At 66.9% G+C, this 19,769-nt stretch carries 17 protein-coding genes and 3 pseudogenes; 12 read left to right on the top strand and 8 right to left on the bottom strand.

Annotation, left to right across the window (positions count from 1 at the left end):
- The first annotated feature begins 203 nt into the window (after nt 1-203).
- The 9 genes and pseudogenes from ADL29_RS12785 to ADL29_RS45170 all read left to right on the top strand — a co-directional run.
- Nucleotides 204-1,232 (top strand): hypothetical protein, encoded by a 1,029-nt coding sequence (locus ADL29_RS12785; RefSeq protein ID WP_157878475.1) that lies wholly within the window; start codon nt 204-206, stop codon nt 1,230-1,232.
- On the top strand, nt 1,192-1,629 hold the full coding sequence (locus ADL29_RS12780; RefSeq protein WP_053923787.1) for a hypothetical protein: 438 nt from the start codon (nt 1,192-1,194) through the stop codon (nt 1,627-1,629). Before ADL29_RS12785 ends, ADL29_RS12780 begins: the two co-directional genes overlap by 41 nt.
- Nucleotides 1,630-2,514: 885 nt before the next feature.
- Complete coding sequence (locus tag ADL29_RS12775; protein ID WP_053923786.1) at nt 2,515-3,756, top strand: cytochrome P450; 1,242 nt, start codon at nt 2,515-2,517, stop codon at nt 3,754-3,756.
- A gap of 1 nt (nt 3,757) precedes the next feature.
- Complete coding sequence (locus tag ADL29_RS12770; RefSeq protein WP_053923785.1) at nt 3,758-4,771, top strand: SDR family oxidoreductase; 1,014 nt, start codon at nt 3,758-3,760, stop codon at nt 4,769-4,771.
- 8 nt (nt 4,772-4,779) lie between these two features.
- Entirely contained in the window at nt 4,780-6,021 is a 1,242-nt protein-coding gene (locus tag ADL29_RS12765; protein WP_245689351.1) for an aspartate aminotransferase family protein, read from the top strand.
- Between the two features lie 19 nt (nt 6,022-6,040).
- Complete coding sequence (locus ADL29_RS12760; protein WP_053923783.1) at nt 6,041-6,508, top strand: type II toxin-antitoxin system RatA family toxin; 468 nt, start codon at nt 6,041-6,043, stop codon at nt 6,506-6,508.
- Between the two features lie 129 nt (nt 6,509-6,637).
- Nucleotides 6,638-7,495: an NAD(P)-dependent oxidoreductase gene (locus tag ADL29_RS12755; protein WP_053923782.1), complete on the top strand. Its 858-nt coding sequence runs from the start codon at nt 6,638-6,640 to the stop codon at nt 7,493-7,495.
- Nucleotides 7,496-7,861: 366 nt separating this feature from the next.
- Nucleotides 7,862-8,407 (top strand): EF-hand domain-containing protein, encoded by a 546-nt coding sequence (locus ADL29_RS12750; protein WP_053923781.1) that lies wholly within the window; start codon nt 7,862-7,864, stop codon nt 8,405-8,407.
- A 762-nt stretch (nt 8,408-9,169) separates the two neighbouring features.
- Nucleotides 9,170-9,358 (top strand): annotated as a pseudogene (locus ADL29_RS45170) (serine hydrolase domain-containing protein); the annotation flags it as partial.
- A gap of 206 nt (nt 9,359-9,564) precedes the next feature.
- Here ADL29_RS45170 and ADL29_RS12745 read toward each other — a convergent pair.
- Nucleotides 9,565-10,308 (bottom strand): hypothetical protein, encoded by a 744-nt coding sequence (locus tag ADL29_RS12745; protein WP_053923780.1) that lies wholly within the window; start codon nt 10,306-10,308, stop codon nt 9,565-9,567.
- 118 nt (nt 10,309-10,426) lie between these two features.
- On the opposite strand from ADL29_RS12745, the pseudogene ADL29_RS12740 reads away from it, so the two are divergent.
- The 3 genes and pseudogenes from ADL29_RS12740 to ADL29_RS12730 form a co-directional block, all read left to right on the top strand.
- Nucleotides 10,427-11,007: pseudogene (locus ADL29_RS12740) on the top strand (MBL fold metallo-hydrolase); the annotation flags it as partial.
- Nucleotides 11,008-11,148: 141 nt separating this feature from the next.
- Nucleotides 11,149-11,358, top strand: a complete 210-nt coding sequence (locus ADL29_RS12735) for a hypothetical protein (protein ID WP_053923779.1) — start codon at nt 11,149-11,151, stop codon at nt 11,356-11,358.
- The gene (locus ADL29_RS12730) at nt 11,345-12,736 is read left to right on the top strand and encodes an amidase (protein ID WP_053923778.1); all 1,392 of its coding nucleotides are present in this window, start codon (nt 11,345-11,347) and stop codon (nt 12,734-12,736) included. The genes ADL29_RS12735 and ADL29_RS12730 overlap by 14 nt, the downstream gene beginning before the upstream one ends.
- 102 nt (nt 12,737-12,838) lie before the next feature.
- Here ADL29_RS12730 and ADL29_RS45165 read toward each other — a convergent pair whose 3' ends face one another.
- The 7 genes and pseudogenes from ADL29_RS45165 to ADL29_RS12700 all read right to left on the bottom strand — a co-directional run bounded on the left by ADL29_RS45165 (nt 12,839) and on the right by ADL29_RS12700 (nt 19,684).
- Nucleotides 12,839-13,345, bottom strand: coding sequence for an ATP-binding protein (locus ADL29_RS45165; protein ID WP_245689349.1), 507 nt, complete (start codon nt 13,343-13,345; stop codon nt 12,839-12,841).
- Nucleotides 13,346-13,398: 53 nt separating this feature from the next.
- Nucleotides 13,399-13,666, bottom strand: a pseudogene (locus ADL29_RS42575) (IS1380 family transposase); the annotation flags it as partial.
- Nucleotides 13,667-13,767: 101 nt separating this feature from the next.
- Nucleotides 13,768-14,763: a methyltransferase gene (locus tag ADL29_RS12720; protein ID WP_053923777.1), complete on the bottom strand. Its 996-nt coding sequence runs from the start codon at nt 14,761-14,763 to the stop codon at nt 13,768-13,770.
- 2 nt (nt 14,764-14,765) lie between these two features.
- On the bottom strand, nt 14,766-16,394 hold the full coding sequence (locus ADL29_RS12715; protein WP_053923776.1) for a hypothetical protein: 1,629 nt from the start codon (nt 16,392-16,394) through the stop codon (nt 14,766-14,768).
- A 10-nt stretch (nt 16,395-16,404) separates the two neighbouring features.
- A complete protein-coding gene (locus ADL29_RS12710) occupies nt 16,405-17,631 on the bottom strand; it encodes an ATP-grasp domain-containing protein (RefSeq protein ID WP_053923775.1) in 1,227 nt (408 codons plus the stop codon).
- Between the two features lies 1 nt (nt 17,632).
- Nucleotides 17,633-18,313 (bottom strand): iron-containing redox enzyme family protein, encoded by a 681-nt coding sequence (locus ADL29_RS12705; RefSeq protein ID WP_053923807.1) that lies wholly within the window; start codon nt 18,311-18,313, stop codon nt 17,633-17,635.
- 381 nt (nt 18,314-18,694) lie between these two features.
- Nucleotides 18,695-19,684 carry a phosphotransferase family protein gene (locus ADL29_RS12700; protein ID WP_053923774.1) on the bottom strand — a complete coding sequence of 330 codons (990 nt, stop codon included), beginning with the start codon at nt 19,682-19,684 and terminating at the stop codon, nt 18,695-18,697.
- Nucleotides 19,685-19,769 lie beyond the last annotated feature (85 nt).

Raw genomic sequence — 19,769 nt, 5'->3', positions numbered from 1 at the left:
ATCCGGCGTAGTGCGGACAGCGCGTACGGCACGCACCACCTTCGCCAACCAAACCGTTGCCTCCGCTCACTGACCTGGCCTATCGTCAGCGGTTCCGATACTGCTTTCCTCAGAACTTCGCAGGGCCATTGACAGCCCTCCCCACGCTGGCCCACAGTCTCGTGTGCGACCCGGACCCCGTTCCACCGGGTGGCGTCGGCACCGTGCGGATCATCTTTGGTTGCCCCACGGATGCCGCTGAGGTGCTGTGCGACGGCATCTCTGTCAAGGTGAACGCCGGGGGCTCCCCTGCCGATCTGGTACCTCTCAACGCGCTTCCGGTACCACAGGTGTCCTCCGTGAGAGCGACTCCGGACCCTGGCTGGACCATTTCCGCCGAATGGCGTGAAGACGGCGGACCCGGAAGATCATCGAACTCGTGGATCGCCGCGCCCGACGCCGACTACGTCAGGTTCATCAGCAGGAACCCTCAGAAAAATCCGGATGTCCCGGAGCAGATGGGGCTGGTCATCTCCTTCGACGGGATTCCCATCACCCAATGCGCCGGGATCGCCCATGTGACCGTACAAGCGCGGGCGAAACGCGGAAACACGGAGGAATCAGAATGGGGAGCTGAGCACCGGCTCGTCGTCGTCAAGACCGCCTGGAGGAAAACCGTCGTTCCGGCTCCGCCGTTGACGTGTTTCCACGGAGATCGCAGCAGTTATCCCGCCGGCCCGGTCTCCGCCGGTTCGCCCGTCGTACTCAATTGGGACGGGCCCACTGCAGCCGTCTTCGGGGTCCAGTACTTCCACGATGCATACCCGGTGGAGAAGGTGAAGGACGGCCTGAAGAACCTGGCCGTCGCGGGCGGCACCGACGTCTTCCTGTACGAGATCGGACTTCCGGAGAGCCGGGTACCCGACACGGCCGGCGACCTGCTGTCCGATGGTGAAGCACGGCAGTACGGTCAAGGGGCGGACGCCTTCTGGGCGTATCGCGCCGAGGGGATGGTATGGCTGCCGGCCTGCCTCTCCGCGGTGAACGACACGCGCCAGTACGTTCTCCCGTCGGCGATCCGGAGCCAGTTGGTGAAGGACACGACACTCGCCGTGCGGTTCCGCTGCCTGAACGGCGGCATGGTGAGGCAAGAACGCACCACGACGACCCTCAACGTGGACCAGCCGCAGCTGCTGCACACGCCACCTCACCGTGGGCCGCACCGCGGCCGTCATTGGCACGCCGAGCTATAGCTCGTTCATCTTCAACAGCTACCCTGACCAGTGGTCTCCCGGCGGCTGGACGTTCAAGATCTTCAGGGACGGGCAGGACGTCACCACATGGTGGGTGTATCGCACAATTACCTATGACACCCGCACCGCACTCGTCAGTGTGGATGCCCGGCTTCATGGGACGGAGCCTCCGAACCTCACGCTGCAGGTCGCTCCCTCCGGGAACGACATCTATCCCGGTTTCGCGCTCAAGCCGGAAGAGCACAGGAGGATGGTGGGCCTCGCCGAAGACCGGTTCGGCGGCAGGGAGATCCATCTGGGGCTGCTTTACGAAATCCAGCCAGGGTTGAACAAGCCGAAACCGTCGAAACCGGTGTATGCCCAATTCGAGACAGCTGTCCTGCCGCTCGGACACTGACGGTCAATGGGCAATAAAAGGAAGAGGCCCTTCTGATGCTCCACATCAACCAGCAATTGGAAGGCACCTCATGACTTTTCGTCAGGTCGAGGTCACAAGGCGCGAGCGGCGACGTGCGACGCATGGGCCCGCGCTTCATTGTCAATGGGGAGCAAACGGCGGACGAAAACGGGCACATCGAATTCTTCCGTCGGCCGCGGACAGCACCACGACACGGCACCAGGAGGCCGCCTTCCGGCGGGCTCTGCCATGACAGGTGACCCCTGGCATGGGTCTTGCGGCCCTTGAGTGCTCGGTGTCAGCCTGGTCCGCGGCACCTCCGCGGTGCCAGTGTCACCGCGGGCGCGCGGGGACCTGACGGGCGGACCTCCGACGGGTACGTAGTCGCCGGGTAGGGGCCGCGAGTTGTTCGCCGGGCACACGGTGCCTAAGAGGTGATCTCGCTTGGTGTCGAAGTGGCAGGAGTTAAGTTCAGTCGGTTCAGTTCAGGGACAGGGAACGTCGTTAGCCTCGATCTTGCATGAGGGCCCGTCAGCTTGCTGACGGGCCCTCATGCAAGATCGAGGCTAACGATCCATCGTGTCTTGTTACGGAGAGATTGCTGGATCTACCGTGCTCACGGTGCCGGCCGACTCGCTCCCGAATGCGCACTGCGTCTGAATCGCCTGAAAGACCAGCGCCTGGTGCTGACCGTGCGCCCTCGAAGCATCGAGGGGCTCTGAATTAAGCCTTGCCGACAAAAAGAGATGATTCTCGGATATGAGTAATCAGAAGATCACTCGGTCAGGTCGCTGCCATTCGCGAGTTAAAGTACGCATGCTCTGAACTGGAATAGTTGAGGGGTACGATCCCCTATATCGTGATGTCTGTTGTGCAGGGAGTGTCATGCAGATGATTGCTAGCCAGGCGACTGACGAGGGCGCGGCACAGTTGGTCGATGGGCTCGTGGAGTCCCTGTTCTTCACTCCCGAGGGGTACGAGAGCCCGTATCCGCTCACGGCCAGGATTCGCGAACTGGCTCCTGTTCATTACGTTTCGGCGCTGAATATGTACACGGTCAGTTCCTATGACGGATGTGTACGCGCCTATGGCCGGGATATGCGCTTGGGGACTTTGGAGGAGCACGACAAGGAGCAACCTGGTTGGCGTGACCATCCGGGGCTGCACATGTTCTTTCGGTCCATGCTCATGAGTAATCCGCCTGAGCACACTCGGCTGCGGCAAGCCGTTGTTCCGTTCTTCACCGGTCGGCGCGTTGCTGAGCTGAGTGCCACGGTCGAGGGTGTCGTGGATCGGGCGCTGGATGCGTTGGCGGATGCGGGATCGGACGGCAGCGCCGTCAACTTCCAGGAGTTTGTGGGATTTGCTATTCCTTCGGCGGTTGCGGGACGTCTCATGGGGGTGGCGGAGGAGGACCGTGCCAGATTCCAGTGGATCGCTGAGGCGACGAGCAGCCTCACAGACCCTGTTCTGACTCCGGAGGTCCTGGCCAAGGGAGACGAAGCGGTTTTGGAGGCGATCGAATACTTTCGGCGGGTTATCGATGACCGTCGTGCGCACCCCGTGCAGGACATCCCCTCGATGCTGGTGGAGACAGGAGATCTGAGGGACGACGAACTCGCTGAGCTCCTGGTGTTGATGTACGCGGCCAGCTACGAGACAACCGCGTGTCTGCTGGGCAGCGGGGTGGCGGCGCTCCTCACACATCCGCAGGAGAACCGCAAGCTTCAGCAGGACCCCGGACTCGCTGCGAACGCGGTGGAGGAGATGCTCCGCTGGGAAGCACCCGCGCAACTCGCGTACCGGTACACGACCGTGGACACGGAAGTCGCCGGTACGGTGGTCCCGCAGGGTACCGGCATGATCTTGCTGCAGGGCGCGGCCAACCGTGACCCGCTGCGGTTCGCGGACCCGGACCGTTTCGATATTTCGCGCCAGGATGCCCGGCACGTCGCTTTCGGCGGCGGCATCCACCTGTGCCTGGGTGCGCACCTCGCGCGCCTGGAGGCCCGCCTGTTGTTCGAGCGGCTGCCGCAGCGGTTCCCGCGCCTGGCGCAGGCCGGGGAAGTGCAGGTCCGCAAGGCGGTCGACATCCGCGGGCCGCTGATCCTCCCCGTGACGGTGTGACGTGACCGAGACCGTGCTCCTCACCGGCGCGTCCGGGGCTGTCGGCCAGGGGCTCCTGCCGGCCCTGTGCCGACGCCACCATGTCATCGCGCTGGCCCACTCCATGCCTGTCGCCGGCGTGGAGAACATCGTCGGGGAACTCGCGGAGGACCGCTTCGGCCTGGACGCCGGAGCCTACCGGGCACTGGCCAGGCGGGTGGATACCGTCCTGCACTGCGCTGCTGTCACCCGGTTCGACGCCGATCCGCAGACCCTCCACAGGGTGAATGTGGCCGGCACGCGGCGCGTGGCCCAGTTCGCGGCAGACGCCGGCAGCCGCCTGCTTTTCATGAGCAGCGCGTTCACCGCGCGGGCCCACCTCGCGGGCGGTACGGGCCATGGTGCTCCGGCCAATCACTACGTGCTGAGCAAGGTCGCTGCCGAGGAGGCGCTGGCGGAGAGCGGCGTGCCCGTGGTGGTGTTGCGGCCGTCGATTCTCATCGGGGACTCCCGTACAGGGAGGATGTCGCAGACCCAGGGAATCCATGTGCTGATGAGCTCGGCCGTGGAGCGCCGGATCGCCATGATTCCCGCGCACGACAAGGCCCCCATCGACTTCATCGCCCAGGACGTACTCGCTCGGGCGACCACGGCGCTGATGGACTCCGGCAGGACCACCGGGGAGTTCTGGCTGACTGCTGGTGAGGAGAGCATGTCGCTTCGGCAGGTGACTGACCTGTGCCTGAAGTACAGCGCGGGAAGTGCCCTGAACCGGGTCGGGCCCCGTCTGATCCCCCAGCAGACGGTGGAGCGCCTCATCCGGCCGGCATTCGCCGATTCCCTCAGTACCCGGGAGCTTCGCGGACTGGACCGATTGCAGTTGCTCATGTCCGTCCTCGACGTGGATACCCCTCTGCCCTCAAGTTTCGGGTCCACGCCGGAACTGCCCGCGCTCGGTGCGGCGCACTTCCTCGCAGCCCTCGAGGCGACGGTTGCCCACCTCGCCGCCCCCCGCCGACGGGCCGCAGCACGGTGACGGCGCCCGTGCTGGATCTCGGCGACCGCAACCAGGTACTGGCGGTCTACCGCAGCCACCTCAGCAAGGGCCGTGCGTCACTGGTCCAGCTGCTCGGAGCGCCCCTGGAGGTCTCCTCCAGCGGCACACGGGTCATGGACTCGCAGGGAATCGACTACCTCAGCTGCGGCGGCTACGGGGTATTCCTGCTCGGACACTGCCACCCGGCCGTTACCGAGGCCGTGGTCCGGCAGGTCGGACGGCACCCGCTGGCGACCAGGCTGCTTCTTGAACCGTCGGCGGCCGGGGCGGCGCAGGCCCTGGCACGGGTGACGCCGCCCGGTCTCGACTGGGCGCACTTCGTCAACTCCGGTGCGGAGTCGGTGGAAGCCGCGCTCAAACTTGCCCGCGCGCACGGCAGACGCACGGTGATCACCACCTCGGGCGGCTACCACGGCAAGACCCTGGGAGCACTGAGCATCACCGCGAACCCGCTGTACCAAGGGCCGTTCGAGCCCCTGCTGCCCGGTGTGTACGAGGTCCCCTACGGCGACTCCAGGGCGCTGGGAGCCGTGCTGGACGAGTACCCCGAGTCCTGCGTGGTCCTGGAGCCCGTTCAGGGCGAGTCCGGCGTCGTCATTCCGCCCTCGGGCTACCTGCGCGAAGTCCGGGAACTGTGTTCCCGCTACGGAGCCTTCATGATCCTCGACGAGGTGCAGACCGGCCTGGGCCGCACCGGGCGCTGGTGGGCGGCACAGCGTGAGGACGTCGTCCCGGACATGCTCCTGATCGGCAAGGGTCTCTCGGGCGGGGTCGTCCCGGTTGCTGCGCTCGCCACGACCACGGAGCTGTACAAGCCCTTCAGCAGTGACCCCTATCTCCACACGTCGACCTTCGGCGGCTCGCCCCTCGCGATGGCCGCCGCGCAGGCCACCATCGAGGCCATCGAGTCCGAAGGGCTCGTCGAGCGGGCCCGCGACCTGGGTGCCGATCTTCTTGGGCAACTCCGGTCGATCACGGCCCGTTGCCCGGGCAACGCCGTCACCGAGATCCGTGGGGCCGGGCTGCTGATCGGTATCGAGTTCCGCGACTCGGGCAGTGCAGCGGAGTTCCTGCTGAACATGATCGAGCAACGGGTCCTGGTGAATCACTCCCTCAACTCGCAACGAGTCGTACGCCTGACGCCTCCGGCGATCCTCTCGCACGACGACGTCAGCTGGCTTCTCGACGCCTTCGAGAAAGCAGTGCACTCCACCACCGATCGCATCTGATCAGCGAAGGAAGCACCCAGTGCCATCTGCCACCATCCGCGCCACGCTCCCTGATGCCGGCCCCGACGCCACCTTGGAGACACTCCGGGACTTCGCGTCCTTCCCCGACCACACCTCCGTCGTCCACGAAGTGCAGGTCGTCGAAGACGCCCTCGGCACCTTCTCCAGCTGGAACGTCGAATTCCGCGGTGGACTGCTGCTCTGGACCCAGCGCGACAGCATCGACTGGGCCAGCCGCACCGTCTCCTTCGAGCAGACCGAAGGAGACTTCGAACAGTTCAACGGGTCATGGCAGGTGCACCCCGAGGGAGACGCCACCTGCATCGAGTTCACCGCGCACTTCGACTTCGGTATGCCGAGCCTGAGCGCCGTCATCGACCCCTTGGCACAGGTCGCGCTCCGCGACGCCATCCACGCGGTCCTCCGCGGCATGTTCGGCGACTCATTGATCCTGCACGAGCTCTCCCCGGTCCCGGCCGGGCTGTAGCCACCTGCCCCCGAACCGTGGCATCCGGGCCCACCACGCAACTCCCGCCGTCAACTCAACGACCGACGGAACGTCGGCGCGAGGCGGCCGGGCCATTTCCCACCCTCCCACCACGTAAGGACCACGCTCATGGCTGACGTCACCGTCATCGGAACCGGATACATGGGGACCGCCCTCGCCAAGGCAATGATCGCGTACGGACTCAAAGTCAACGTATGGAACCGCACACGGTCGAAAATCGCGGAGTTCGTGGACAGCGGCCACGCCGTCGACAGTCTCGACGAGGCCGTCCGCTCCGCCCCCGTCCTCATCCTCGGCCTGCCCGACTACCCCACGACCCAACAGGTCCTCTCCACGGTGACGGACTCCCTTGACTCAACCGTGCTCGTACAGACTGCCGCCGGCACCCCGGACGAAGCCCGCGGACTGCAGCAATGGATCACCGAGAAAAACCCCGACGCCCGCTACCTGGAGTGCGGAATCCTGTGCTACCCCCGCCACATCGGAACGGAGATGAGCGCCGTCATGTGGTCAGGTGCCCCACAAGACCGGGCCGCCGTCGAGGAGATCGCCAAGGCGTGGGGGAACAACCACGACTATCTCGGCCCCGACATCGCCGCCGCGAACGCCTACGAGGCATCGCTGCTCGCTCTGTACTACGGAACGGTGCGAGGAGCCATCGAGGCCGTCTGCATGGCCAGGGCCGAGTCACTGCCCATGGCAGCCTTCAGCCAGGCAGCGATCCGCAGCATCCCGACCCTCGCGGACACCCTCGAACGGGCACTGACCAGCGCGGCCACCGGGAACTACAGCACCAACGACTCGACGCTCGGCACCCACCTGGCCGCCATCGAAGGAGTCACCCGCTCTGCCCGGGCAGCGGGCCTGTCCGACCCCGTCACCACCCCGATGGCCGAGTACCTTCAGCGGCGCATGGCCAAGGGCCACACAGACGACGACATGATGTCCGTCGTGGAGGAGCTCTGACGTGACGTTCCCCCTGTGCCACCGGGCCATGGGAGAGGGTTTCTACTCGGCCCGCGCCGGCCGTATAGGCCGGGGCCGCGTCATGAGGCTGGTCACCGAGCTCAAGCAACATCGTTGACGGCGAGGGCGGATCGACAAGCTCATCCTCCCAAGCTGCGTTCGGCGGTTGCGAACGTGTACTCGCCCGCTGCGGGGAGCATCCTGCGGCGGGTTGTACTCCGGCCCCGATCGAATCAACTGACCTTGCGGGGACTCATGTTACTAATCGCTCGTTTAGGTGCAGTTGTCCGCGGATCGGCAAAACACCAGGCACTCAGCTGGATGATTTGGAGTGTCCCAATACTTACGCACAGTGCAGGGGTGCCCATGCCGAGTGATCTGCGGACCCGTAAATTCGACCGCTTCTTCAACCTGCTCGACACCGACGGCAACGGCTTCATCGAGGCGCAGGACTGGCCGAGGGCGGCCGAGGAACTCGCGCGCGGCTTCGGCCACGCTGAGAGGTCCCCGCGGGCGATCGCCCTCCGCGAGACCTACGAACAGGTTCACCGGAACATCTGCTCGTCCATGGACGCCGACGGCGACGGACGGGTCAGCCGGCAGGAGTTCCACGACGGGCTGCACCGCCACGTCGCTGACCCCGCACTCCTGGACCGCACCTTCCGACCCGCGGTCGACGCGGAGTTCGACACCGCCGACACCGACGGAGACGGCGTGCTCGACGGCGCCGAGATCCAGCGCGTCTGGGACCTCTGGGGCATGACCGCAGAAGACGCGAAGACCGCGATGAAACACATGGACCGCGACGGAGACGGCCGCATCTCCCGGGATGAGTACTACGCCACCTGGCGGGAGTACCTGCTCAGCGAGGACCCCGACGCGCCCGGAAGCTGGATGCTCGGACAGCTGTGACAACCGAGCCCGGCTCTCGCCTGGAGGACACCCGCTGTGGGTAGCAGCTTCTGACCCGACTCAGGCGCTCGTTGCGCAGCTTCCCGGACCAGCCCCCACTCCACAGCCGTACAAGAACGCGCAACGAGCCGTCTCCCGCCCCTTGCGGGCGTACCGACAGGAACGGCAGCCCAGCATCAGACCTTCCACGCCGTGGCCAGCAGACCGGGACAAGCGGGCCTATGGAGTGATCTGCTGGGCAGCTTCCCGTTCGGGCCGTTTCCTGCGCCATCGACGGAGACGGGGCCTGCCCGCGCCAATGCCCACGGTCACCTGCGCCGCGTACGCGACGTCACTCGCTTGCTCCACGGGCGTCTGGCACTCGTAGGCGTCTACCTCGCCGACCAAAGCCTCGCGGCAGCCACTACCAGCTTGGTAATCGCGGTTCGAATTGCCGGCTCACCCGTCCGCCATGCGTGAGCGATGCGTGAGCGGACGGCGCAGCAGAGGCCGTCCGGCGCTGGACCAGGCGTCAGGAAAGTCGTCCCTGAACAGGCAAAACCGGACCGCGGTGGACCAAGCAGCAGTGTCGGTCATGAACCCGCCGGGACTTGCAAAGCGAAAGGTCGTCGGTTCGAATCCGACAGGGGGCTCTGAGCACACCGCGCTGACCCGGGGTTTCTCCCCAGGGCGGCGTCCTATTCGGCCCCGGACTCCTCGGCCGGGGCCGTTTGTGTGCACGGGGCGTGAGTGGATGGGCGCCAGGGCCCTGCCAACCGCTCGTACGTCCACTACGGCTTCACCGGCACCGACATGTGGATCTCCCCAAACGAGGAACCTGAGCCGTCCTGCTGACGAACAAGCTCTACTACACCCGCGACCGCGAGCCGTTGCCCCTTATCCGCAGCCTTCCGAACCCTGATCTTCAGTGGAAGAAGCTGCACGATCCGAGCCCATCTCAGGCATGAATAAACCGCGGTCTCTCGCTCCTGCGCCACCACCCAGCTCGCTCGCCGGAGCCTGGCGGTGAGTACACGCACAGCGCCCGCGGGGACCACCCCGAACTTCTCCCTGCGCTTCAGTACCTTGCAGCAGAACTGTTCTGACGGCGTCACTTCACTCCGGCGACTCGATCCGTTCACCACAGCCGTGGGAAGCCGCACGTCGGCCGCTCTGCGTCAAGCGCCGCTCGTAGGCACGGCAGCCGTTGTGTTTCGGTCACGCCGATCGGTCTGACGACGCAGATCGATGGTTCGCAATGTGGCGGGGAGGTCTGCCCGGTAGGGAGTCAAGCCGAATCGCCGATGCTTGATGGTGGCTGCCACCGTCACGTGGGCCTGAACGGGAGCGCCGGCAGCGGCCTTGACGATCAGCGTGAAGGTCTCGTCGCCGATCAGGGGGTGACGCCTGGTCGCCTGGACACGCCATTCCGGGTCGCTGTCCCTTTCGCCCATTCCGATGACGAAAAGGTCCTCCCGACCTTGGCCGGGGGTGATTTCGAGCGTGGATTCGACGATCGCGAGCTTGGCACTGAGCCCAATGGTCGTTGCCCGCTCCACCGGGTGGGAGCGCTTCTTGGGGGAGATCGACCAAGCGATCGGCTGTCGCTCCGCAGGCTCACCAGGGGACTCCAGGAGAACGCCGACGGCAGCGTCAGCGAAAGGATCACCGTTTGCCGATGGGCGGAAGGCGCACGTGAGGCTGAGGAGGAGATAGTCGCTGTGCGACGCCTCCGCGGTCAGGAAGCCGAGCCAATCCGCCTCGCCTGCAGCTGCCTCCTCCGCAGTCAGGGGGTGAACGACGGCCGTACTGAGCGATACCCGCCCTTCGATGCGATGCTGCGGGGCGGGCAGCTGCAGCCGGGGCACCTCCACCAGGTCGATCTCGTGGAGCGGGGTCAGGGGCAGTTCCAGATGGGTCACGAGGCAGCTCCTTGGTTCGAATCCGAATGGCGCCAGTCGCCGATGAAGCAGAACGAGCACCAGTCCCGGAATGCCGGATGGCGGTCGCGGACGGCCGACTGCGCAGCATGGAAGGCGGTCCGTGGACCTGGTGATCACCACGCACCTGCACACCGACCACGTCGGCTGGAACACCCGCCTCGCCGGCGAGGACTGGGTTCCCACGTTCCCCAACGCCCGCTACCTCACCAGCCGCATCGAATGGGACCACTGGGCCGCCACCGACCTGGACGAGGCCCGCCGCCAGATGTTCCGCGACTCCGTCACCCCCGTACGCGACGCCGGACAGTACGACCTCGTGGACGTGCCCGAGCGGGGGCACGAGGTCGCGCCCGGCGTCTTCCTGGTCCCTGCCCCGGGCCACACCCCGGGGCAGGTCGCCGTGGAACTGCGCGGCAGCGACCGCCGCGCGCTGATCACCGGGGACAGCATCCACCACCCCGTGCAGCTGTCCCACCCTCATGTGACAGCTGCGTCGACATCGACGCCGCCCAGGCGGTGGGTACCCGCCGCCGACTGCTCGACGCCCTGGCAGACACCGACGCACTGCTCCTGGGCACCCACTTCCCGCAGCCCACGGCCGGCACCGTCCGCCGGGAGAACGGCCGCTACCGGCTGCTCGCCGAGCACGGCAGCGAGATCCCGACCACCGCGGCCTGACCATGCGACCGGCCCCGCCCGGCCGCCCCCGCAGGGGCCGCCGAGCAGCCATGGCGTCTGCCCGTTACATAAAGCGAATTCTTGGCCTTTAGGGCCTCGCTTGCTCCGCCGCTCCAGCCTTGACCGAGAGGGAGAACATCCATGTCCGCCGTCGAACTCACACCTCCGGAGGCCGCCCGCTGGGCCGCCCGCGCCGGACTTGTGCTGCCCGCCGAGCGCCACGCCGCGGTTGCCGCGGTCGCCAACCACATCCACAGCGTCGTCGCGGTCCTGCGCGAGCTGGACTTCGCGGACGTCCCGCCCGCCGCCGCCTACCGCGCCGGAGAGGAGAAGCACGATGCAGCCGTATGAGCTGTCCCTGGCCGCCGCCGCGGACGCGATACGTGCCCGGCGACTGTCCCCCGTCGAACTGGTCGACTCCGTCCTCGATCGCATCGAGAAGGCGGAGCCGCACCTCGGCGCCTACGTCACGGTCGCCGCGGAGCAGGCGCGCCGGGCGGCGAGCGAAGCCGAACACGAAGCGGCGCAAGGCCGTTACCGGGGACCGCTGCACGGCATCCCGATGGGGCTCAAGGACCTGATCGATGTCAGCGGGATGGCCACCACGGCCAGCTCGCGGGTCCGCGCCGGCCATCGCGCGACAGCGGACAGCACGGTCGCCGCGCGTCTGAGCGCAGCCGGCGCGATCCTGCTCGGCAAGACCCACACCCACGCATGCGCGTTCGGCCTGACCACCCCGCAGACCCGCAACGCCTGGGACCACGGCCGGGTGGCCGGTGGCTCCAGCGGCGGCTCCGCGGTCGCCGTCGCGTCGGGCACCGCGACCTTCGCCCTGGGCACCGACACCGGCGGGTCGATCCGGGTGCCCGCCGCGCTCAACGGGGTCGTCGGCCTCAAGCCGACCTACGGTCTCGTCCCCCGTCACGGCGTCACCTCCCTGTCCCGGTCGCTGGACCACGTCGGTCCGGTCACCCGCACCGTCGAGGACGCGGCCCTGGTCCTGACCGCGCTGGCCGGACACGATCCGCGCGACCCCGCCTCGCTGTCCGTGCCCGCCGCGGACTACCGGCCCGTTGCCGGCACGGACCTGACGGGGCTGCGCATCGGACTGCCGCGCACCTACTACTTCGACAACGTCCACGCGCAGGTGGGGACCGCCGTCCGGCACGCCATCGGGCAGCTGGAAGCCCTGGGCGCACAGCTCGTCGAGGTCGACATCCCGATGACCCGCTACATCCAGGCCACCCAGTGGGGCCTGATGGTGCCCGAGGCCGGGGCCTACCATGAAGGCAGCCTGCGCACGGTCCCCGAGCTGTACCAAGAGGACGTCCGCATCCTCCTGGAGGCAAGCGAGTTGATGAGCGCCGGTGACTACCTGCGCGCTCAACGCTCCCGCACGCTCATGCGCGCCGAGTGGGCCCGGATGCTGGAGGAGGTCGACGTGATCGCCGCCCCGACCGTTCCGATGCCGGCGGTCGGGGCCGACGAGGAGACGGTCACCTGGCCCGACGGCACGGTCGAGGGCGTCTCCGACGCCTACGTGCGCCTCTCTTCCCCCGCCAACATCACCGGAGTGCCCGCCCTGACCGTTCCGGTCGGCCACGACGCGGCGGGCATGCCCATCGGCATGCAGCTGCTCGGCCGGCCCCTCGGCGAGCCCACACTCCTGCGGGTCGGCCACGCCTACGAGCAGACGCAGCCCGCCCGGGCACTCGCCACAGCGGCCTGAAAGAGCGTTTTCCCGGTGAGGTTGATTGGTTCGAGGTTCAGGTGGCTTTGTTCACGACACACCGACAAAGCCACCTGAGTACACAACAGGCCGTGCACTGCGTCACCGACCTCGTACTGCTCGAGACAAAATCGATCCTCGATGAAGGGGGCCGTAGACCAGTTCGCTGATGAAGCACCGGTCGAGGAGGATCCGCCCGGCCCCGGCAAGGATGCTCCGGTCGCGGCTCGCCAGGTCGAGGTGGTCGGGAGTCTTAGGGGAGTGCACCACAGCGAAGCCGTAGTCCGTCGATAAGCGTTCGCCGAGTGTGCTCTTGCCGACCCCGTCGCAGCCTTCGAGGACCAGGGTCTGGTGCTCGCCGGTGACCTCGTCAAGGCTCATGGGGCCAGCCAGGACAGCGTCGCTGTTATCGAGGTGGGCGTCGGAGGCGTACTGGATCATGAGGTTCCGCCAGTTGGGCTCCCGGCCGTGGGCGTGCGTGAACGTCGGTCGTGGCTGGAAGGCCGCGATCCGTACGCCGCTGGCCGCAGCCGCGCCGATGAGCAGAGCAGTTCCCGGCGGCGTCTCCGGGCCGGAGACGTCTGCCAGCAGCCGGGCAGACGAGCACACCGCGGTCAGGTCAGCAAGGGCCCCTACCACGGGGTCCGCCGCCGCGAACCGCTGGCGGCCCACGCGCCGTCCCGGATGGCGCCGTCCGGTTCCACGGCCACCGTCCAAAGCGGCGGCGGGAATCTTCAGGACGGCCCGGTGCATGGCGTCGGTGATGGTCATGCCGACCGAGTACGACAACCACATTCCGCGCTGGGCGAGCCAGGCGACGAACTCGTGGGTGCCGCCGCCGGAGTCGGCTCGGCCGACATCGGCCCCGCCGAGTGCAGGGCGTCGAACCCGCCGGTCTCCCACGCCCGCCGCCAGCTCCGCAGGTGTCAGCCCGCCCCCTTGTGCGTACCGCATGGTGATGTCGTACCGCGACGATCACGCCGTGCCGCGAGTAGCGGAGACCACGAGTTCAACCTGAGTATGTGTGGTACTCAGGTTGCGGGCCGGGCCTCAAGGAGGGAAAGGCCCGATGAACTGATGGCAGTTCGAGCGACCATGAATCCTGCCCGTTCCAGAAGCTCTTCGTACTCCCTGGCGGTTCGGTCCATGCTGCCGAACAGCACAAGCATGACCATGTCGCGGATGGCCGCTTCCCTTGGATTGTCCTCGCCCATCGCGCGTTCAATGAGCAGGAGGGTGCCGCGACCGTCCATTGCGGTGCGGCAGTTCTCCAGGATCCGCAGCGCCGCCTCGTCATCCCAATTGTGGATAACGGACTTGAGGATATAGAGATCGGCGCCCCTCGGCACTTCGTCCAGCAGGCTCCCGGGGACGTACTCGCAGCGGTCGCCGAGTTGCCGCTTCTCCAACGACCGGTGGGTGTGCTCGATGACCGAGGGCTGCTCGAAGACGATGGCCCGCAGCTCCGGAAAGCGGGAGACGAGCCCCGCCACCAGCGCCCCGTCACCTGCGCCGAGATCGGCGACGAGGCCGCGTGCCGGGAAGGCGTAGAGACCGAAAATCTCGTCCAAGGCGCGCTCGGTGTTGGTCCGCATGGTACGGGTGAACGCGGCGGCGACTTCAGCGCTTTCGGCGAACCGCCCCCACAGACTGCTGCCGTGATGGTGTTCGAATGCCGATTCCCCGGTGCGGAGCGAGTAATCTAAATGAGCCCAGGCCTCATAATAGTCCCCGCCTGCCATCAGCGCCTGTCCGTACAGGCCGCCGGCGTCCCGCTGCAGATGCCTGGCCAGGGGGCCGGCGCGATACCCGTCTGGTGCGGCCTTCTCTACCACGCCCAGCCCCTGAAGAGCACGCAGGAAGCGAGTCAGTTCCCGCGGCGCGATGCCGGTTTCGTGGCTCAGCCGCTGGGTGGAGACCGGTCCTTCTTTCAGCAGGTCGGGAACCCCGAACCGTACAGCTGAAGCGATCAATTGGGTGGTGATGTGACCGTCGATGATGGCGGCGAGGTGCTGTTCCTCGCTCATTGTCATGACCCTCCAGACCTTCCCTCGGCAAGACCGACCTTGATGGTCATCACGATTTCCTCACGCAGGCTCTCCCACTCACCCCGGTCGGCGTGGTAATACACCTCGGAATGCCAGGCCTCCACAGCCGCAACCGGGCCATCGGCACGGCGATAGGCGGGCAGTGCGCCCCAGCGGTACAAATGGCTTCCCGGGGCCTTCAGCAGCCGGAGGCCGCAAGGCAACGGGCTCTTGGTCACGCCGGCGTTCAGCTGCGTGAAAAAGGACCGCAGATAGTCGGCATGGGCTTCTCGGAAGTCCTCCCGGGCGCAGGAGAAACCGAAGTCCTCCTTGATCAGGGCGATATCGGCCGGCCCTGACGCCCGAAGAAGGCGCCCGTACAACCGTTCGTCCTCGACGCCCCCGAGGGGGAATGTGACGAAGGGTTCGCTCGTGAGTCCGCTGCCGAGGTCTCGTCCGTACTCACGATCGTGGGGACTCATCAGGTGGTTGTACATGCCCCTCCGGCTGCCGTCCGCCGTGACGACTGTCCAGTGCACACGGGCGGCCAGCGGACTGTCCCACCAGGCCAGCCACGCTGGGGACCAGCCGCGGCCCGCTAGGACCAACGCGTACATCACACCGGAAAGCAGCCATGGCGCCCAGCCGAACGCCACCGAGGCCACGTCATCCGGCAGTTGGGCAACGGTCACGGCCAGCACGAGGGCCATGGCGATGTTCTCCCAGAACAGCAGCCCTGAGCAGACAGCCACCACCCCGTTGAAGGCCGCTGCGCCAGCCAGGGCCGCGACCAGCGCCCAAGGACCCAGAAGGGCGGCGAGACCCAGAGCCTCCACCACCAGGGTCGCGATGTTGAGCGGCACACGGAACGGTGCCATAGCGCGGATCACAACGGCGACGGCCCGCTCGGGCAGGAAACGCGCCCATCCCCATGTGTAGGACGAGGCAACCAGGGTCTCCGTCCGGTTGCGCACGGCCCAGTCCCATGGCCTGCGCCCCAGACGCAGTTTGGCCACAAACGCCACCACGTAGTGCGAGAGCAACAGTGTCGAGGCCAGCACTAGCCACGCCGCGGAATCCACGGCGGGCTCCCGGTGTCCGCTCAGTAACAGCGCCACGTTGTCCGCTGCCATCCAGGCGACATACGCCTTCACGAGGCGAAGACTCGCCATCGCGTGATGGGTCCAGGCACCCAGTCGACCGCACAACATCACGACCGCGACCGGCATCAACGGGGGCCAGACGAGCGCCCCCACGCCGACCGCCGCGGTCGCCAACCGGTCCCAGCGTTGCCAGCGCAGGTCATGGGCGATGTCGAAATCCGCGGTGAGGGCCTTCCACAGCACGAGTGCCAGGGCGCACACCGGGACGAGGCCCAGCCCCCCGGCAGGGCGCTGCGGGGACAGCGCATCCACTATCACCAGCGGCAACACTGCCGCGACCGCCCGGGCACCTGCCGTCGGCGTGGCCGGAGCTGTTGGGTAGGCGCCGTTGCTGGCCCGCTCCGGATACCGTCCGGCTCCGGCCGCGCGGGCGCCCCAGCGGACCGCCGGCGAGACGGCCCACCGATAGAGCACGAAGGCGCCCACCATCTCGGCGCACAGCCGGAACAGCTGGCCCTCTGCCGTCATTGTCTCCTCATCACGGCCGGTTCATCTTGGTGACCACGTCCTCCGCCGCGCTGAGCGATGCCCGGCACTCCGCCTCGTCCGCGCCCTCGACGATGACCCCGCCGACGACGGCCCCCGAGTGGTCCCGGCTGGCTGGCATCGTCTCGCCGACAGCGAACCCCATCGCCACCTCGACCACTCCGGGCAGCGCGCTCAGGTCCGTGGCGGCGACCCGGTTGGTCTGCCCTGGTGTGATGGGCAGGCCGACGTATCCGAAGGTCCTCAGGGAGGGAGTGCGGGGTGGCGGCTTCTCGCCAGTTGCCGCTTTCACGGCACACTCCCAGACATCGATACCGAGCACGTGGCGCATCAGAGAGGGCATCATCTGACCGCCCGGCCGTGCCGCGAGTTCCCCGGCGGCGAAGGCTCCAGGGGTGCCGAAGACCTCGAAGTGGAAGGTGGAGTCGCGCAGTTCCAGCGCGGTGACCGCGCGGCGCGCGAAGTCGGTCGCCGAGGCATACCAGGCGGCATGGCCGGCCGGTGGAAGGGAGATGATGCGGACTGGGTTGTCCACGGTGCACTCGATGATCGGCGCCAGGAACCGCGAGAGCATGATCCACGCGATCTCGCCGCCGGACACCATCCCGTCGATGATCCATTCGGTGCCGTCGTTGCGCTCCTCGATCATCAGACGGGCCAGTTCAGGATGGTCCCGCGTCACACCCGCGACCAAGGTGTCGAGCTCGGCGCGATCATCGACGATGAACGTATGCATCGCTCCAAGACCCGCCACCGGTTTGACGACGAACGGGGCACGCAGGCTGGCCCGCTCCACCAGATCGGCTGGGCTGGCTTCGCACCCAGTGGTCACGATATGGCGGGCCGTGGAGATCCCGGTTTCCTGCCAGGCGCGCTTCTGCATCGCCTTGTCACGACACCGCAGCGCGGTGTCAGGACTGATCGCCCGTGCCCCGAGCAGCGACGCCACCACCGCCGCAGGGACGACCGCCTGCTCGGTGAGGGCGACCACCACGTCCACCCCTTCGGCGATGGCCTTCATGTGGTGGAGGGCCGACCACAGGGATTCCACTGTCCTGTACGAGTCGATGACACACATGTGCCTGAGCCGATCCCGGTAGGGAGCTAAGCGTTCCCAGTTCTGAGGGGTGTTCTCGAACACTGCGGTGACTTCGTGCCGGCTACCGAGCAGGGCGTCGAGGACCTGCGGCCGGGGGCCGCCCACGATGACGACGTGCATCTCAGCGCCCTAGTCCGGTCTCACCGACGAGCTGGTCGAAGAAGGCCGACCACAGCATCCACATCTCGTCGGCGGCGGCCACCACCTGGTCCTCGTCGGCCTCGGTGAAGCCCTCCATCAGGGTGTGGCCGGCCTCCTCGACGTGGTCGGGTTCCTGCTCGACATGGATGGCCACCCAGGCGTTGTCCCGGTCGCCGGAAGCCTTCTCCACGGCCGTCCCGATACTGGAGACCATGAGCAGGTCTGTGACCTCGGTGGCATAGACGCCGCCCAGCGCGGTCAGCCGCTCGCCGGACAGCCGTTCGTACCCCCGCAGCAGAGCCGAGGTCGCGGGCAGCGGCGCGGCGCCAACGACCGCCTCGCGGTCGAACCCCGCCCGCGTCATGCTCTCCACGTATATCGACTCGTGGGCGCGCTCGGGTTTGCCGTGCCCGACCTCCTGATCGAGGATCCGGGTGATCGCGCTTTTCGACTTGATATCCGGCAGCACAGCAACGCAGCGTGCGAGGAACGTCGGGAAGTAGCGCAACGGGTGCCACCACTGGCCGAGGAAGCAAACCGCCTGGCGGGCCGTTACCTCGGAGTCCTGTATCCCGCGGAAGAAGGGGTTCGCGACGAAGCGCTGACGCGCCTCACTCGTCTCAAGCCGCTCGGACAGCGGCGACTGGATTAGCTGCGCCATCATTATGCTCCTGCCATTCAAATTGATCTGAGCGAATATACGGTGCGCTGTGTCATACGCCCGGCGAGCAGCCCCGGCCGGTCGCGGTGAACCGGCCGGGGTTGCGTGTCGACTCATTGATTCGGATCACGCTCAGTGGTTGTACATCATGGCGACGTCTCCTCTCTTTCGGGTTCTTCATACGCGGCCGCGAAACAATTCGACCGCAGCTTCGCAACAAATTCCGTAAAACCAGGATTAGTTCGAAGCACGGCGACACTAACTATGGCGGCTCGGGGGTGTCAACGGTGCGCCAATTGCACGGATAACAGAACAGGGAATTGACACCTCTTGCACGCGGAAGGCAGCGCGACATCCAGGAGAACCCCTTGGGTCCCTGGGTCAGTCGGCCAGACGTGCGATGAGCTCCCGAATCTCACCGTAGGTCTCGGCGATTTCCTTGGCCCAGCCGAAGCGGTGGTACTCCAGCAGCAGTCCCACGGCGTGTTTGGCCTCATAGACCAACGCCCGCCAGCGGGCGTGCTCGCTCTGCCCGACCTGACCGTAGCTCTCCCAGAACGCGTCCCGCTCGCCGCCCGGCTTCCGCTGAGCCAAGTAGATCGGCCAGTCGGCCTGCGGATCGCCCCACCAGGTGCGGTCGCAGTCGAATACACCGGTGATGGTGGGTTGCGCCACTCCCTGGGCCAACATCACGTTGCCGACCCACAGATCGCCGTTCAACAGCCGCGGCTCGACGACTTCGTCGAGCAGGGCGCGGTTGCGGTCGGCCACCTCGACCAGCTTCGCTAGGTCGCCTGCCTCATGCCCGTTGTCGGTCAGGTCGGCGGCAGCCCGGTCGAACCAGGTGAACAGCGCGTCGCTCCACCGTTCGTGCGTGGGGCCGGCGACGCGACCGAACCCCGGTCCGCGTACCTCGTGGATAGCCCGCGCGATGCCGCCGAGATCGCGGAAGAATGACGCGCGTTCTGGCTGCGGATAGGAGTTGAGGGCCGACGCCGCGGGCACCCCGTCGAGCATCGTCTGGAACAGGTAGTCGCGGCCGATCACCTGGTGGGTGAAGTCGGCCGCGAGGTTGCGGGGCAGCAGGTTGGCCACCGGCGCCAGATACGGCACGCTGATGTACTCGTTACGCATCAGTTCCGGATCCGCGTGCGACTGCCGCCCAGGTTCCGGGGCGATCCGCAGGATGACCGGCTTCCCCTGCCCAAGGTCAACCCGGAAGGTGGTGTTGTAGTAGCCGCCGCCGAGTTCGATCGCGGATAACACCTCGACGTCCGCGCCGAACGCCGCGCGGCTGACCGCTTGGATCTCCGCTGCGCTCACCGGCCGCTGAAAGTCGCCTGCCTCGCGGGTGATGGGTTGATAGTCCATGGCTCTCTCGAACACCTCAGGTCGGAATCTCTTTGCTGCGACGCCGCCGCACTGCCGCACAGCCATACCGATACAGCGGACTGCG

Source organism: Streptomyces chattanoogensis (assembly GCF_001294335.1).
Lineage (GTDB): Bacteria > Actinomycetota > Actinomycetes > Streptomycetales > Streptomycetaceae > Streptomyces > Streptomyces chattanoogensis.
Note: the sequence above shows the minus strand (reverse complement) of the source record. Positions and strands in the feature narration are given on the sequence as shown.